The sequence below is a fragment of the Marinagarivorans sp. genome (genome assembly GCF_982758155.1).
Genome location: NZ_CEXWTU010000011.1, coordinates 33821 through 47733 on the forward strand (window position 1 = coordinate 33821; position 13913 = coordinate 47733).

Consider the following 13913-nt stretch of genomic DNA (forward strand, 5'->3'; position numbering starts at 1 on the left):
TAGGTGATAGCAGCGTGAACTTTGTTGTACGCCCTTGGGTTGCCTCTGGTGATTACTGGCCAACACGCTGGGCACTGCTAGAAGAAATTAAAAACACATTCGATGCGAATGGCGTTTCTATTCCTTACCCGCAACAAGATGTACACATGCACCAAGTAGAAAAGTAAACACAATGAGGGCGAAAGCCCTCATTTATTCCCTCCCCTGTTAATGACTACTGGCTTTTTGAATGGCTTTTTTGCGCGCTTCATCACCCCATACGCACAACCCCAACACTACACAACGCGTTATGCGCGATGTACTGCTGGCTACCATCCCAGGCGTTGCAGTACTCACGTGGTTCTTTGGACTAGGGACCCTCTCAAACATTATTATTGCGAGTATTTTTGCCTTAAGCTTTGAAGCCATAATTCTGAAGCTACGCAAACGCCCTGTTTTATTTTACCTAAAAGATTTAAGTGCATTGGTTACGGCCATTCTGCTAGCCGTTGCACTCCCGCCAGGCAGCAGCTGGTGGTTAATTGCTGTCGGCATGATCGCCAGCATCGTCATTGCGAAACACCTCTACGGGGGCTTAGGTTACAACCCTTTTAACCCCGCCATGATTGGTTATGTTGTACTGCTAATCTCATTCCCACAATACATGACGTTATGGCTAGCCCCCGAAGCACTCTCGGCTACCAGCGCCCTATTCGACCTATCAACATTGGGGCAAATGATTATTGGCTCTGCGCCGCTCGACGCGCTCACAGCAGCCACACCACTCGATATATTTAAACAAAGTAATGGCATGACCGCCGAAGACATCTACAACACCCAAGCCATTTTCACTCAAGGTATTATGGCTGGTGCAGGCTATGAATGGGTTAACGTTGCTTTTTTGATGGGCGGCCTCTTTTTATTAGCCAGAAAGGTTTTCACCTGGCACGCTCCAGTAGCCATGCTAATCACACTCGGTCTTTTTGCTACTATTTTTTACGACGGTGGTAGCTCATCAAGCGGTGGTTCACCCCTCCTGCATTTATTTTCCGGCGCCACTATGTTGGGTGCTTTTTTCATCGTGACCGATCCCGTATCTTCTGCAACCAGTAACAAAGGACGCCTTATCTACGGTGCCTTTATTGGCGGCCTGGTTTACATTATTCGCGTATGGGGTAACTATCCCGACGCCATTGCTTTTGCCGTATTACTCATGAATTTTGCAGCCCCCTTTATTGACTACTACACCCTACCGCGCACCTATGGCCACGCAAAAGCCAAGCGCGCAACTAGAACAGAGAACTCTTAGTCATGCTAGGCCAGTCTATAACCAAAAATAGTTTAATCCTTGGCGCTTTTGCCGCTGCAACCGCTGCCGTTATTGCGCTCACATTTCAAAGTACCAAAACCCGTATTGCCGCAGAAGAACGTAAGGCCGCCTCTGCTGCACTCATCGATATGATTCCAGCCACGCGGCACGATAATGACATGCTGGCAGATACACTGCCGTTATCGCTAATAGACAGCGAATCCCTCGGCTTTAACGCCACCATAGACATCAACATTGCGCGATTCAATAACACCCCCATTGCTTTTGTGATACCCGCCATTGCACACGATGGCTACAGTGGAGACATCAAACTCATTGTCGCCATTAATGTTGATGGCACACTTGCCGGCGCACGCGTACTGGCACACAAAGAAACACCGGGGTTAGGCGATAAAATAGATTTACGCAAATCGCAATGGATACGCAGCTTTGACGGCACATCACTTTCTAATCCGATAGCTTCACAGTGGGCAGTCAAAAAAGATGGCGGTCATTTTGACCAATTTACAGGTGCAACAATTACCCCGCGCGCCGTTGTTAACCGTGTAAAACGCACAGTGGAACTCTTCCTTAAAAACAAAGCACAGTGGCTTAAAACTGCACAGCAAACTAAAACGGCAGGAGCAAACCCGTGAGTAACGTCGACTACAAAGAAATAACTCGTACAGGTTTATGGAGTAATAACCCTGCACTTGTTCAACTGCTAGGCTTGTGCCCGTTACTTGCTGTCTCAGGGTCTGTCGTTAACGCCTTAGGATTAGCACTAGCAACCATGCTCGTACTTGTCGGGTCGAACATGGCTGTCTCCATTATTCGAAACGCCGTGACCGATGCCATCAAACTACCCGCCTTCGTCATGATTATCGCCGCTTTCACAACGTGTACCGAGTTGCTGATGCAGGCTTTTACTTACGAGCTCTACCAAATATTGGGTATTTTCATTCCTCTAATCGTGACTAACTGCGTGATTCTAGGGCGCGCCGATGCCTTCGCCAGTAAAAACCCAATCCTGCCATCCATTTATGATGGCTTAATGATGGGGCTTGGTTTTGGCGCGGTATTAGTCGTTATTGGTGGTGTACGCGAAATTTTAGGCCAAGGTACATTATTTGCCGATATGCATTTACTACTGGGTGACGGTGTTGACTTAACAATCACTCTATTTGGCTCCGACTACCCAAGCTTTCTAGTTGCCGTTCTGCCGCCTGGCGCTTTTATAGTTGCCGGCTTATTAATTGCCGCCAAAAACGCCATAGACGCCAATATCGAACGCAAGCGCGCTGCGGCAAGCACTGTGGTTAAAGGCAGTAAGCGTGTAAGGACAACAGGTAAAATCGCCTAGTTGCTATACACCAACAACTTCAATTTTCGCTCTTCATCCTCATCGGGGAAATCCTCGCTGGGGGTAAGTCGCTCCAAAAAAGATAATGACGGCGCCTGCTCTGCAAAAATTGCCTTAAGGTATTCACTGGTGAATTCTGGGGCATTAAGGCAAGCTAATACTTTTCCGGTTTCGGTCAGCAGCTCGGGTAAACGCCGGACCACTTTCTGATAATCCTTAGTTGCCACAAAACTCCCTTTTTGAAAACTGGGTGGGTCCACGATCACGATATCGTACGGCCCCATTTTTTTCAGCTTTCCCCACGACTTCAAAATATCGATACCTAAAAACTTCACTTTATTGGTATCGTGATTATTCAGACGATGATTTTCACGGCCCGTGGTTAACGAGCGGCGACTTAAATCGACATTAACAACACTCTGCGCGCCGTTTTCTATGGCCACCACAGAAAAAGCACAGGTATAGGCAAATAAATTAAGTACACGTGCGCCCGCTGAGTAAGCAGCCAACCACTCACGCCCAGGCTCCATATCTAAAAAATAGCCGCTGTTTTGCTGCTTAAAGTCTAAGTTGAATTTTAAAGATCCACGCTGGGCAAAAAAGCTTTCCCCCTCTTGCACACCACCGCGATGCCACTCATAAGGAACGTCGGCTAAATCTCTACGCTGAACAGCAAAATGTGTCACGCCATCAGGCAGTCGATTCAATAAAGAAGCGGTTAGATCCGTTAATGCTTGCTCGTCAGGCACACTAAAAACTGTCAGCAGAACAATGGGGGCATAATAATCCAACACGCACCATTCTAGGCCGGGGTAATAATGCCCGCGGCCATGAAAAATACGCTGGGAATTGAGCGGTAATGTTTCAGCACTGAAAAAATCACTGCAGCATTTTTCAACCGGAGAAAAATCAATTTTTGGAGTCATTGGGGCTTACTTATAAATAGGGGGCGTGCATTAAATAACTTCCCGTTTTTGAATTCCTGGGTGCAGGCTTGCCTTCGTTAAAAATATTTGCAATAGCCAGCTATTACGCCATATTTTCGCCTCGTCAAGCAAGCACCCAAAAACCCAAATTCCAGCAACTTATTCAGTGCACGCCCCTAGGGTATTAATTACCGACAGGGTATAACAACACATCGTTATATCCGGCAATAACAGGAATTAGACCAGACCACTGTGCATCGAGCATGCGGCACCCGGAATCGAGTAACAAAGGTCGTCCGTTCAAAGATAATATTTTTGTGCGTGTCGCGATAACATGCACATGGTCTCGTCCTAGTTTTCGCAATATGTCTACCGTGACCTGCTGATTACCACGACCAATAATATGCCCTTGGCCACCAATAGCCGTTAATACTAACTCAGCATCACCCGAGTGCTGATCAAGCAGCTGCTGTAATTGTTCAGCATTAACGTCACGAATTAAGGATCCTGTCGGCAGTAATACGTCCACCCCCAACAAAGTCCCCTCATGCCCCCATTCCCGAAGCACACCCAAAGTTGTAGAACCCGGCGCCCAGATAATGAATGATTGATCGTTCAAAATTTCTCGCAGGTGAGCAGCTATATCAATAAGGACCAGTTCCTCAACTTCTACCCCACCCTGCTTTACCGCCTGTACAAATTGCGCAGCCGCTGGCACACACATTTGGCCAAAATAACGGGCTTTAACTTTCCCTTCACGAAACAACACCTCATCAATATCCCGAATTTCCTGCAAACTTTCCGCGATTAATTCACCGCTCAGCATTTGCATCAGTAATTCGGCAGCGCATTGTGGGTTGATTGCATAAACGCCGGAATGCATTTTCACACCCGACGGGATCCCTAGCACTAAAGTGCTTTCACCAAGCGCGGTAAACATATCGCGCGCTGTACCGTCACCACCCACAAAAACAATGAGATCAACTTTTTCATCACGCAGCATTTTTGCCGCTTCAATGGTATCTGCACAAGAGGTTTGAGTCGGTAGTAGTAAATCGACAGCCGTATATTCCAAACCCCAAGCGCTCAGCCAATCAGCACCCATTTGTGCTGGCGCGCTAACAATTTCAATATCATTGAGCGCAGGCGCTAACTGCTGCCAAAACGTCTGTGCGCGCTCTGGAGCACGCAGCGGTATGCTGCCATCACAAGCCTTTTTTTGAAGCTCGACTAAGTCACTGCCTTTAAAACCAGCCGGGCCACCAATGCCCGCATAGGGGTTCATCAAAAAGCCTATTCTAAACTTTGCCATGGTTTTATTTTTTCACACTGTTTACAAGCTGTAAAAATTCAAACACATCACCCGACTTTTGAGGGCAATAATAATGCCCTAGTTCGCGACGCTGCCAATAGGCTTTTCGTAGCTTATCAAAAGCCGTTTTCATTGACTCGCCAGAATCAATTGCCGCGTCGATTAATTGGTGATCGGCTTTTAAATCATACGTTGCTAATACCGCGTCATTAATTGAATTAGCCGTTAACGGCTCGGCATCACCCAACACTTCACTTTTCACCTGCGTTAAGCGCGCCGCTACAGCGACAGGGTCGAGCGCTAAGGTTTTGGCTAGCGCTTGATAAATCATTAGTGAGCCATTCAGTTTTCCTTCAAAACTGTACCCCGCAATGTGCGGGGTACCGCAACGCACCAAAGGCATTAATGGAGTGAAAATGTCGGGCTCACCGCGCCACACATCTAACACAACATTTAAAGTCGGCGTTTTTTTCAAGTGCTCATAGAGGGCTTGGTTATCAATCACTTCCCCCCTACCTGCGCTAATCAGTAAAGCGTCAGACTTTATTTTCAGCAGGTTGGTCGCATTGATTAAGTTTTCGGTGGGGTGCTCGCCATCAAGTATAAGCGGGGTGTGAACACAAATAATGTCTGCGGTTAAAACATCATCGAGCGTGGTTAAATCTGGGATATCTGTCGCTTCTTTAAACGGGTCGCTCACTTTTACCCGTACACCTAGCGCCTTTAAAGTACGATACAAACGCCCACCCACATTGCCGCACCCCACAATGCCCACGGTTTTTGTCGCCCAATCTGGGCAGTAAGTGGCCATCGCCGCCAACGCATATTGCACAACACCGCCAGCATTACAGCCTGGTGCGGCTGACCAAGCAATGCCAGCCTCACCTAAATAACGCTTATCCAGGTGATCCGTACCGATAGTACAAGTGCCCACAAATTTAACGCGACTTTTTGCCAACAAACCTGCATTAACTTTTGTTACAGAGCGCACCAACAATACATCAGCGCCATCCAAATCATCGGCCGACATATTGCGACCGGGGAGTTTGATTATGCTTCCAAGATCACCAAATAGCTTATCGAGTGCGGGGATATTTTCGTCGGCAACAATACGCAGAGAAGTCACGGGATACACCTTTGTCAAAAGCGCGCAGTTTACACTTATTAACGCGACGATTCAGCCAGCTTTAAGCGGCGTTTATAGCTCATCAATTCTGAACGTGACATCGCCAAATTCAAGCGGCGTACCATAAAACTGTGCCAATGCTTGCCGCAACGTCTCTGCCCGGAAAGACAAACCATCACGCTGTAGTGTCTCCACCCGCTGTAATACAGCACGTTTGAAGGGCAACGGATCCGTTGCTTCACCGCTCAGGTTATCCACACTAACACCAAACGAATGATCGCAAGCCTTGGTCAACACCCACTAAACCGCCTGCGGCTTCACCTCTACTGACTCGAACTCAGTCTGCTGGTCAGCGCTTCTACCATCCGGCGCATACCAATAACCATAATCGACCTGAAGTCTTCTCAAATCGCCAGCCACGAGCCAATGTGCGGCCTCGTGAAGCGCGCTGCGAAAAAAACCGTGGGCAAATATGACTTGGTGATAGTTTTCAATTTCATAACCCTCCACATGAACTCCACCAGGAATGTAAATCGGTTCATCGTTTCCTTTCACTAAGCGGGTATTGAACTTGTCGCTAAAACACGCTTCGAAGAGCGTAATCAGGTCGGTATAAGAATGGTCAGGCATAAGCGGGTAGTGATTGTTAAAAGAAGGTTATATTAAACGGTTTCATTGCCCTTCGCATGTCACCAAAAATAACCTCCACTCAGGTGACAAAATACGCCACGCAGCGAAAAAAACTGCATTCAAGTATTGAGTTACGGCAAATCTGCATATACTGTTAAGGCAGATGGACCTATTCCACCACCGGCTAATGCTGTAAACGCAATATAACTTAAGGGTTTTGCGTAAAAGCAAAACAAGTAAGTGATCAATTTGCATCAGCAAAAGCCCACTGCTCGGAGGTGACACCCATGAAGACTTCAGACTCAGGTCATGATATTGATAATGTTATCGACCTCTTCACCGGCCAGTCATATAAGTCTGGCCATGACGCACGCTTTATTCGGCTTGCGGCAGAGCTCGACGGCCTTGAAATGCTTTACTCCAACGATTCAAGCGAAGAAAAACTCTACAGCCTAAAAATTCTTGCCTGGGGCCTTCGCGCTACTGGCGAAATTGTAGGCCTGGTCCCATGGCTCGACAAAGTCATCCCTTGCACAGACATTCAAGACCCCTTGAATGGACAATTCGAAGGTTATTACGACTCAGGTATCGACGAGATCTTTTTCGAACCACCGATGCATAAAGTCGTCGAGGTCGAAACAGCGGCTGAATATTACGAGTACGATAGCGACAATCCCGACGATATCGTGCAGGAGATACCCGACTTAATTGGTACTCATGCGGTTTTGTCAGACCTGGAAAAGCGCAGATTATCACTGTTTGAAGTCGTCAGTTGGAGGCTCAATAACGACGGTTCTATTGAAGGCATGCTAATTGATGATAAAAAAATCAAAAGCACACCAGTGCTACCTGGGGATAGCTGCCTGTACCCCGCCCAAGAACACGGTCACTTTAAATACTTCTTCCAGCATCATATCGCCAATAAAATTAAAGATGAAGATCCTGAGGCCCTAGCCGCTATTAGTATGCTCGTTGACGACGGTCAGCGCTAACCGCTTTACTTACAACAAAAATAAAAATCCCAGCGCCTTACTCATAAGACGCTGGGATTTTTTTACTTTCAAAACAAGTTTCAAAACAGCTTTCAAAATAATTATAAACGCTATTTCCCTACACAAAACCTGGAAGGCCGGTAGCCTCAAGGTTCAGCATACTGCAATAACCCTCCGGATTTTTAGCCAAATACTGTTGATGGTATTCTTCAGCAAAATAAAAGGCGGGATTGTTAACAATTTCGGTTGTGACTCGGCCTTCATCTAGACGCTTAAGCTTAGCGCTATAAGCGTCATGGCTTTGTTTCGCTAGAAAATGTTGTTCTGGTGTTAGTGGATAAATACCGGATCGATACTGCGGACCTACATCGTTGCCCTGCCGAAAGCCCTGCGTAGGATTGTGGCTCTCCCAAAATAGCTTTAAAAGATCTCGATACCAAAGCTTTTTGGGATTATATACAACAAGAGCAAGCTCATTATGGCCCGTTAAACCAGAGCAAACCTCTTTGTATAGCGGGTTCGGTGTTATGCCTGCACCGCCGTTGTATGTACCCCCTTAACACCCCAGAAGAGTTTTTCCACCCCCCAGAAGCACCCCATGCCAAACAAGGCGCGCTCAAAGTAAGGCGGGTACGGGGGTTCGATAGGCGTACCGAGAACAGCATGAGGCTCGAACCCGATAATGGGTTCATCGCGCCCTGGCAGCGCAGCCTCTGAATACAATATTGGATCCTTTTGGGAATCAACCAACATGTTTGCTACCTGTGGTGTCAGATTCAACAAACAGCGCATGTTTAAAGCGAACAACCATAGATTAGATTGCACTTGCGCTAGGCCGCACAAATTGCGGCGTATCATATTGTTTTAGCAATCAAACAGCACAAATGCAATAATACTTTGTGTCACAAGGACATTTTAGGCGTAACAAGCCTGTTTTTGCCTTTTAATTCGTTACTTGCGGTAATTCACCCTTAACCCAAAGCAAAGCTTGGGCCAAATTTTCTTGTTGTTCGGGCGATATCCCCTCATCAACCAAGGCTTTAATCCGAGCCTCAAACTGCTCCAGCGTTAAATACCCTTCCACGCCCTCAAACCAGCGCCGATGACAAATATCATCCCACTCCACGCGTTCAGAAGCTGACAGCGTCTCCGGGAAAAAGCGCCCTTTGTAACGCAACAACAAACCGCTATAACGTTTATCACTGAAATTAAAATTAGCCGCCTTGAGCAGCGCCTTGTCTGCACCCCTAATCTCATCAAGTAAAGGCTTATCTCGTGGAGCTAAAAAACCATCGTATAACTGCTGTTCCTCATCGGGGCGCTTATCAAACTCACTCAATGCAAACGCTTTAGCCACCTTATCGGCCAAGTCGTACTGCAGTATTTGTTGCCAATGCTTTTCACAGCGAGCAACGTCAATTTTCAACCGCAATGCATTTTTCGACGTGAGCAACTTAGGAGTCAAAACCACGGGACTCTTATTCAAATGTACGGCCTTTAACTCAATCCGAGCCTGTCCTTCGGGCAAATTAGCCGCGGAGGTAAAAACGCGCGCGGCAATGTCTTCTGCGGTTAAACGAATAAGCTCAGTAGGGTCTTGCGCCAAATTAAAGACGAGCACAGCATTTTTATTTTTAGGATGAAAAGCTAACGGTACAACTAACGCAGCACAGCCATGATCCGACGAAAATCTAGAGGATATATGTAGGAAGGGTTTTCGACGCTTAACATCAATACTCTGAGCAACATTGCTCTTTAAGCGCATTTGGAAGATATGGTCATACAGCTGTGGCTGACGCGCTTTTATGAGCTTTGCCAGCGCTATCGTTGCCTCAACATCGCTCAGCGCATCGTGTGCCTTTGCGTGTGCAAGCTTATTGGCCGCCGACAAGGCTTCCAATTTAAAACTCACTCGCCCATCAATAGTCGGCCATTCAATCCCCTCAGGACGCAAAGCATAACAAGTACGCACCATATCGATGATGTCCCAGCGGGAATTGCCATGCTGCCATTCCCGCGCATAAGGGTCGTAGAAGTTACGGTAAAACGTATAGCGCCCGACCTCATCATCAAAACGAATACTGTTATAACCCACGCCACAGGTATTTGGCGCAGCGAGCACGGCATGCACCCTTCGCGTAAAAGCTGGCTCGGGCACGCCATTCAGCTCCGCATGCTGCGGGGTAATCCCCGTTACCAAAATAGCTTCGGGGTGTGGTAATACATCAGGTGTTGGCTGACAAAACCAAACATCGGGTTCCGCAATAGGCTCTAACGCCAGGTTAGTCCTTAAACCTGCAAATTGGCAGGGGCGGTCAATCGAAGGGGTTGCCCCCCATGTCTCATAATCGTGCCAGTACAGCGTGGGTTCGCTCACAGAAGAAACCTTACTTTTAGTCTGATTTTTATCACCTAATAAATTGGGTATACTCTCGCCAATCACAAAGAGACATAAATACAATGAATGATCTAAACGCACTTTTTGACAACAATATACGCTGGGCCGAAGAGATTAAAGCGGAAGATCCACATTTTTTTGAAAAGCTTGCCGCACAGCAATCGCCTGAATACTTGTGGATTGGCTGTTCCGATAGCCGCGTGCCCGCCAACGAAATTGTCGGTCTATTACCGGGCGAGCTGTTTGTTCACCGCAACATTGCCAATACCGTAGTGCACACCGACCTCAATTGTTTATCCGTTATTTATTACGCCGTAGCTGTACTCAAGGTTAAACATATTATTGTTTGCGGTCACTATGGCTGCGGTGGTGTACAAGCAGCAATGGACGACCAACAAGTCGGCCTGGTTGACCACTGGCTTCGCAATATTCGAGATGTTTATTTCAATAAACAAAACGCCTTCGGGGAAGATCTTAGCGATAAAGAGCGCGTAGATTTACTGTGCGAACTGAATGTGGCACAACAAGTGGCCAATGTATCGCACCTACCTTGCATACAAAACGCGTGGGAAGCAGGACAGGAACTGTCCGTTCATGGCTGGATTTATGATATTCATGATGGGTTACTTAAAGAACTAACACCCAGCATCGATAATGTCGAACAAGTTGCAGAACAATACCGAGTCAAAAGAAAACTTTAATCAACATCCAGTGCATGGCCATCCGTGCACTGGCATATCTAAGTGGCGCGCATGAAATAACTTCCCGTTTTTGAATTCCTGGGTGCACGCTTGCCTTCGTTATAAATATTTGCAATAGCCGGCTATTACGCCATATTGTCGCCTCGACAAGCAAGCACCCAAAAACCCAAACTCCAGCAACTTATTCCGTGCACGCTCCTAAGCTTTAAAATATCGGTAGTAACTTAATAGCAGCATTAACAAACAGCCTAACGCCACCCAAATATATTTTTGAAATACCGCATAATCCAGCACCCCTATAGCACGACCATAAACGGTTGAACGCAGCAGCTGACTGTTAAAATATAAAACCAAAGCCATTACAGCAATAGATGCCATAGGTGACCAAGCCAAGTGCAGCGCGGCCGCCATTAATACCAGCGCAACCAACGCAACGGCTGAAACAATACGCAAACGAATACGACCAGCCGATGCTTCGCTTTGCAGCATCTCTTGCGCACCATCGCCAACAACAAAACCCGCCATAAAAACATTAATTACCCCCACCCAAAATACACTCAAATTCGCCACTCGGGGCACGGCATCGGGCACCAACCACGGCAATAAAGCGGCGGCTAAAAAAGGCAGCATAACGATAATGAGGTAGCGAGTCTTTTTCACAAAAAAGCCTATTTAACAGGTGTGTATCATTAACATTAATTGTAACTATTCAGCCATGCTCAAATAGGCAGGAAAATGATCAATTCGCCTTTTAGGTGGGCATTATTTCTAAGCCACCTGAATAGTTACCATTAATTAAGTTTGCGGCAAAGTAACGCCCGTCTGCCCTTGGTATTTACCACCCCGGTCGGCATAACTTGTTTCACAAATTTCATCGCTTTCAAAAAACAACATTTGCGCAACACCTTCGTTAGCATAAATTTTTGCAGGTAATGGCGTTGTATTCGAAAACTCTAACGTTACATGCCCTTCCCACTCTGGCTCAAGCGGCGTCACATTCACAATAATTCCGCAACGAGCATAAGTCGACTTCCCCAAACAGACAGTCAATACACTGCGTGGAATTTTAAAATATTCAACGGTTCGCGCTAGCGCAAAGGAATTGGGCGGAATAATACAAACATCGCTTTTAACATCAACAAAGCTACTTTCATCAAAATTCTTCGGATCTACTGTCACCGAATGTACATTGGTAAATATCTTAAATTCGTCGGCACAGCGCACGTCGTAGCCATAGCTCGAAGTACCATAAGAAATTAACCGGTCACCTTTTTCACCATAACGCACCTGCTCTTTAGCGAAAGGGGAAATCATTTCTTGCTCTTCCGCCATTCGGCGAATCCACTTATCTGACTTAATTGACATGTTTTTCTCCAAATAATTAATGAATAAACGCTAGTCGTCGCTTTCCGTCATCAACGGCGATGACGAGGGACTACCGTCAGAAACCAGCGCCTTACGCTGATTCAAAAATAACTGCAAAGCCACTCGCTGCGCGACGGCCAAATATACTAAAGACTCTGGACTCGTTTCATCCGCAATCACAGACGGGCAGCCGCTATCCGCACCCTGCCTAATCGCCAATTTCAAAGGTAAGCGCCCAATCACTTGGGTGTCATATTCTTGTGCTAAAACGTCGCCACCATGCTCACCAAAGATAGCTTCCGAATGGCCGCATTCAGAGCAGGTATGAACTGACATATTCTCAACGACACCCAGCACTTCAATATTTACCTTACGAAATAGCTCTATGCCTTTTTTTGCATCCAACAAAGCAATATCCTGCGGAGTGGTCACAATTACGCTGCCACTAACAGGTACCGTTTGCGAGAGCGTTAAATGAATATCGCCCGTACCCGGCGGCATATCGATAATGAGATAATCCAAGTCTGGCCAATCGGTCTGCCGCAACATTTGTTGCAAAGCACCGGTCGCCATCGGACCACGCCACGCCATTGGCGTATTACCACTGACTAAATTGCCCATACCTATGGCAAACACACCATGAGGCGACGGAATGGCGATCATGCGTTTACCGGGTAGAATTTCGGGGCGCTTGTCTTCTATATCCAACATTACCGCTTGGCTAGGCCCGTAAATATCAGCATCAAGAACGCCAACCTTGGCCCCTAAAGCCTTCAAGGCCAGCGCCAAATTGACCGCCGTTGTAGATTTCCCCACCCCACCTTTACCTGAAGCTACTGCGATCACCTGCTTAACACCTGCAATCGGCTCTCGACCCTGCGAAAGTACAGGCAAAGCTGGTAACCACTGAAATTCAACACTCACGTTGCTGTAATCGGCAATTAAAGCGACTTCAATAGATTCAGTGATCGCCTCTTTGTTTTTTTGTAGAACTTGAGGTAACTGCAGAATCAACGAACAGCGCTCGTCACCACTCTCGGACGAAATATCGACCCCTACCGTCACGTCAGCCACCGAGCAAGCAAAATCAACGATTACCGGCACAGACGATAATTTAGTGGCCAATATCGAGGGCAACGATACAAGAGGTAAAAAAGAGAACGGCGAAATAGACATAGAACTTCTGCAACAATAAAAATGAGGTCGCCATTTTAGCGGCTATCACCTTCGGGTGCACTCAATCCCAGCATTTAATCGCCAAACAGCAAAAAGCCTCGAAACTATTAGCTTCGAGGCTTACGCGATATCACATAAAAAAGGCTCCCACATTAGCGTGCGGGCCTTTTAAACGGTAAAGCTACTTAACGATAACATCGCCATCGTTATGCTCTTCAGGTTCTTCCTCTAACAGAAGCTCCGGCTTATTTTTACAGGCTCGCGCTAAAATATCGCGGCGTTTAGCCAACAACAAACCAATGGCTTCAGCTTGCGCTTCATCAACACCGGTGATGTTTTGCTCGATCAAAGCTGTAATGTTTTCTGCCAGCTCCAACATTTTGTCATGGTCGTCGGCATCTTTTTTGTTTTTGAACATAGCCCCATCCCGATCACATTGCCAAACAGCAAGTACTGCCATAAATGTATCCTCACAATTAACTGTATGTACGAACAGTATTCGTTTTGATCCACGGGGTCAAGGTTTATTATCCCCAGACCCTGCATTACAGTGAAACAATTAATGTAACTATTCAGCCATACACAAATAGGCCGGCAAACTGATCATTTTCTGGGCCGTTCAAGCCATCCATGGGC

16 protein-coding genes and 1 pseudogene are annotated in these 13913 nt (G+C 46.8%); 6 read left to right on the plus strand and 11 right to left on the minus strand.

Going from position 1 to position 13913, the window contains the following annotated elements; translation table 11 throughout:
* The first annotated feature begins 14 nt into the window (after window positions 1-14).
* The 4 genes from AC3A8L_RS02740 (at window position 15) to AC3A8L_RS02755 (ending at window position 2651) form a co-directional block, all read left to right on the plus strand.
* Complete coding sequence (locus AC3A8L_RS02740; RefSeq protein ID WP_487960705.1) at window positions 15-167, plus strand: hypothetical protein; 153 nt, start codon at window positions 15-17, stop codon at window positions 165-167.
* Window positions 168-229: 62 nt separating this feature from the next.
* Window positions 230-1288 (plus strand): electron transport complex subunit RsxD, encoded by a 1059-nt coding sequence (gene rsxD / locus AC3A8L_RS02745; protein ID WP_487960691.1) that lies wholly within the window; start codon window positions 230-232, stop codon window positions 1286-1288.
* A gap of 2 nt (window positions 1289-1290) precedes the next feature.
* Entirely contained in the window at window positions 1291-1944 is a 654-nt protein-coding gene (gene rsxG, locus AC3A8L_RS02750; protein WP_487960692.1) for an electron transport complex subunit RsxG, read from the plus strand.
* Complete coding sequence (locus AC3A8L_RS02755) at window positions 1941-2651, plus strand: electron transport complex subunit E (RefSeq protein ID WP_487960693.1); 711 nt, start codon at window positions 1941-1943, stop codon at window positions 2649-2651. Before rsxG ends, AC3A8L_RS02755 begins: the two co-directional genes overlap by 4 nt.
* Here the strand turns inward: AC3A8L_RS02755 and AC3A8L_RS02760 are convergent.
* The 4 genes and pseudogenes from AC3A8L_RS02760 to AC3A8L_RS02775 all read right to left on the minus strand — a co-directional run bounded on the left by AC3A8L_RS02760 (window position 2648) and on the right by AC3A8L_RS02775 (window position 6645).
* Window positions 2648-3577: a class I SAM-dependent methyltransferase gene (locus AC3A8L_RS02760; RefSeq protein ID WP_487960694.1), complete on the minus strand. Its 930-nt coding sequence runs from the start codon at window positions 3575-3577 to the stop codon at window positions 2648-2650. The two genes, AC3A8L_RS02755 and AC3A8L_RS02760, sit on opposite strands and share 4 nt — an antisense overlap.
* A 184-nt stretch (window positions 3578-3761) precedes the next feature.
* Entirely contained in the window at window positions 3762-4862 is a 1101-nt protein-coding gene (locus AC3A8L_RS02765; protein ID WP_487960695.1) for an ATP-NAD kinase family protein, read from the minus strand.
* A gap of 31 nt (window positions 4863-4893) precedes the next feature.
* On the minus strand, window positions 4894-6015 hold the full coding sequence (locus AC3A8L_RS02770; protein ID WP_487960696.1) for a 4-phosphoerythronate dehydrogenase: 1122 nt from the start codon (window positions 6013-6015) through the stop codon (window positions 4894-4896).
* Between the two features lie 72 nt (window positions 6016-6087).
* Window positions 6088-6645 (minus strand): annotated as a pseudogene (locus tag AC3A8L_RS02775) (elongation factor P hydroxylase).
* Window positions 6646-6932: 287 nt separating this feature from the next.
* Here AC3A8L_RS02775 and AC3A8L_RS02780 point away from each other — a divergent pair.
* Window positions 6933-7637, plus strand: coding sequence for a hypothetical protein (locus tag AC3A8L_RS02780; protein WP_487960697.1), 705 nt, complete (start codon window positions 6933-6935; stop codon window positions 7635-7637).
* Window positions 7638-7755: 118 nt separating this feature from the next.
* On the opposite strand, the gene msrA is transcribed toward AC3A8L_RS02780, so the two are convergent.
* From msrA to sbcB, 3 genes are all read right to left on the minus strand, one after another.
* Window positions 7756-8166: a peptide-methionine (S)-S-oxide reductase MsrA gene (gene msrA / locus AC3A8L_RS02785; protein WP_487960706.1), complete on the minus strand. Its 411-nt coding sequence runs from the start codon at window positions 8164-8166 to the stop codon at window positions 7756-7758.
* Window positions 8163-8390: a hypothetical protein gene (locus AC3A8L_RS02790; protein WP_487960698.1), complete on the minus strand. Its 228-nt coding sequence runs from the start codon at window positions 8388-8390 to the stop codon at window positions 8163-8165. Before AC3A8L_RS02790 ends, msrA begins: the two co-directional genes overlap by 4 nt.
* Window positions 8391-8580: 190 nt before the next feature.
* Window positions 8581-10014, minus strand: a complete 1434-nt coding sequence (gene sbcB, locus AC3A8L_RS02795; protein WP_487960699.1) for an exodeoxyribonuclease I — start codon at window positions 10012-10014, stop codon at window positions 8581-8583.
* 83 nt (window positions 10015-10097) lie between these two features.
* Here sbcB and can point away from each other — a divergent pair, with 83 nt between their 5' ends.
* Entirely contained in the window at window positions 10098-10736 is a 639-nt protein-coding gene (gene can / locus AC3A8L_RS02800; protein ID WP_487960700.1) for a carbonate dehydratase, read from the plus strand.
* A 198-nt stretch (window positions 10737-10934) separates the two neighbouring features.
* On the opposite strand, the gene AC3A8L_RS02805 is transcribed toward can, so the two are convergent.
* The 4 genes from AC3A8L_RS02805 to AC3A8L_RS02820 all read right to left on the minus strand — a co-directional run bounded on the left by AC3A8L_RS02805 (window position 10935) and on the right by AC3A8L_RS02820 (window position 13737).
* Complete coding sequence (locus AC3A8L_RS02805) at window positions 10935-11396, minus strand: hypothetical protein (protein WP_487960701.1); 462 nt, start codon at window positions 11394-11396, stop codon at window positions 10935-10937.
* Between the two features lie 135 nt (window positions 11397-11531).
* Window positions 11532-12101, minus strand: a complete 570-nt coding sequence (gene dcd, locus AC3A8L_RS02810) for a dCTP deaminase (RefSeq protein WP_487960702.1) — start codon at window positions 12099-12101, stop codon at window positions 11532-11534.
* 30 nt (window positions 12102-12131) lie between these two features.
* Window positions 12132-13277: an iron-sulfur cluster carrier protein ApbC gene (apbC, locus tag AC3A8L_RS02815; RefSeq protein ID WP_487960703.1), complete on the minus strand. Its 1146-nt coding sequence runs from the start codon at window positions 13275-13277 to the stop codon at window positions 12132-12134.
* 181 nt (window positions 13278-13458) lie between these two features.
* Window positions 13459-13737, minus strand: a complete 279-nt coding sequence (locus AC3A8L_RS02820; RefSeq protein ID WP_487960704.1) for a YebG family protein — start codon at window positions 13735-13737, stop codon at window positions 13459-13461.
* Between the last annotated feature and the right edge of the window lie 176 nt (window positions 13738-13913).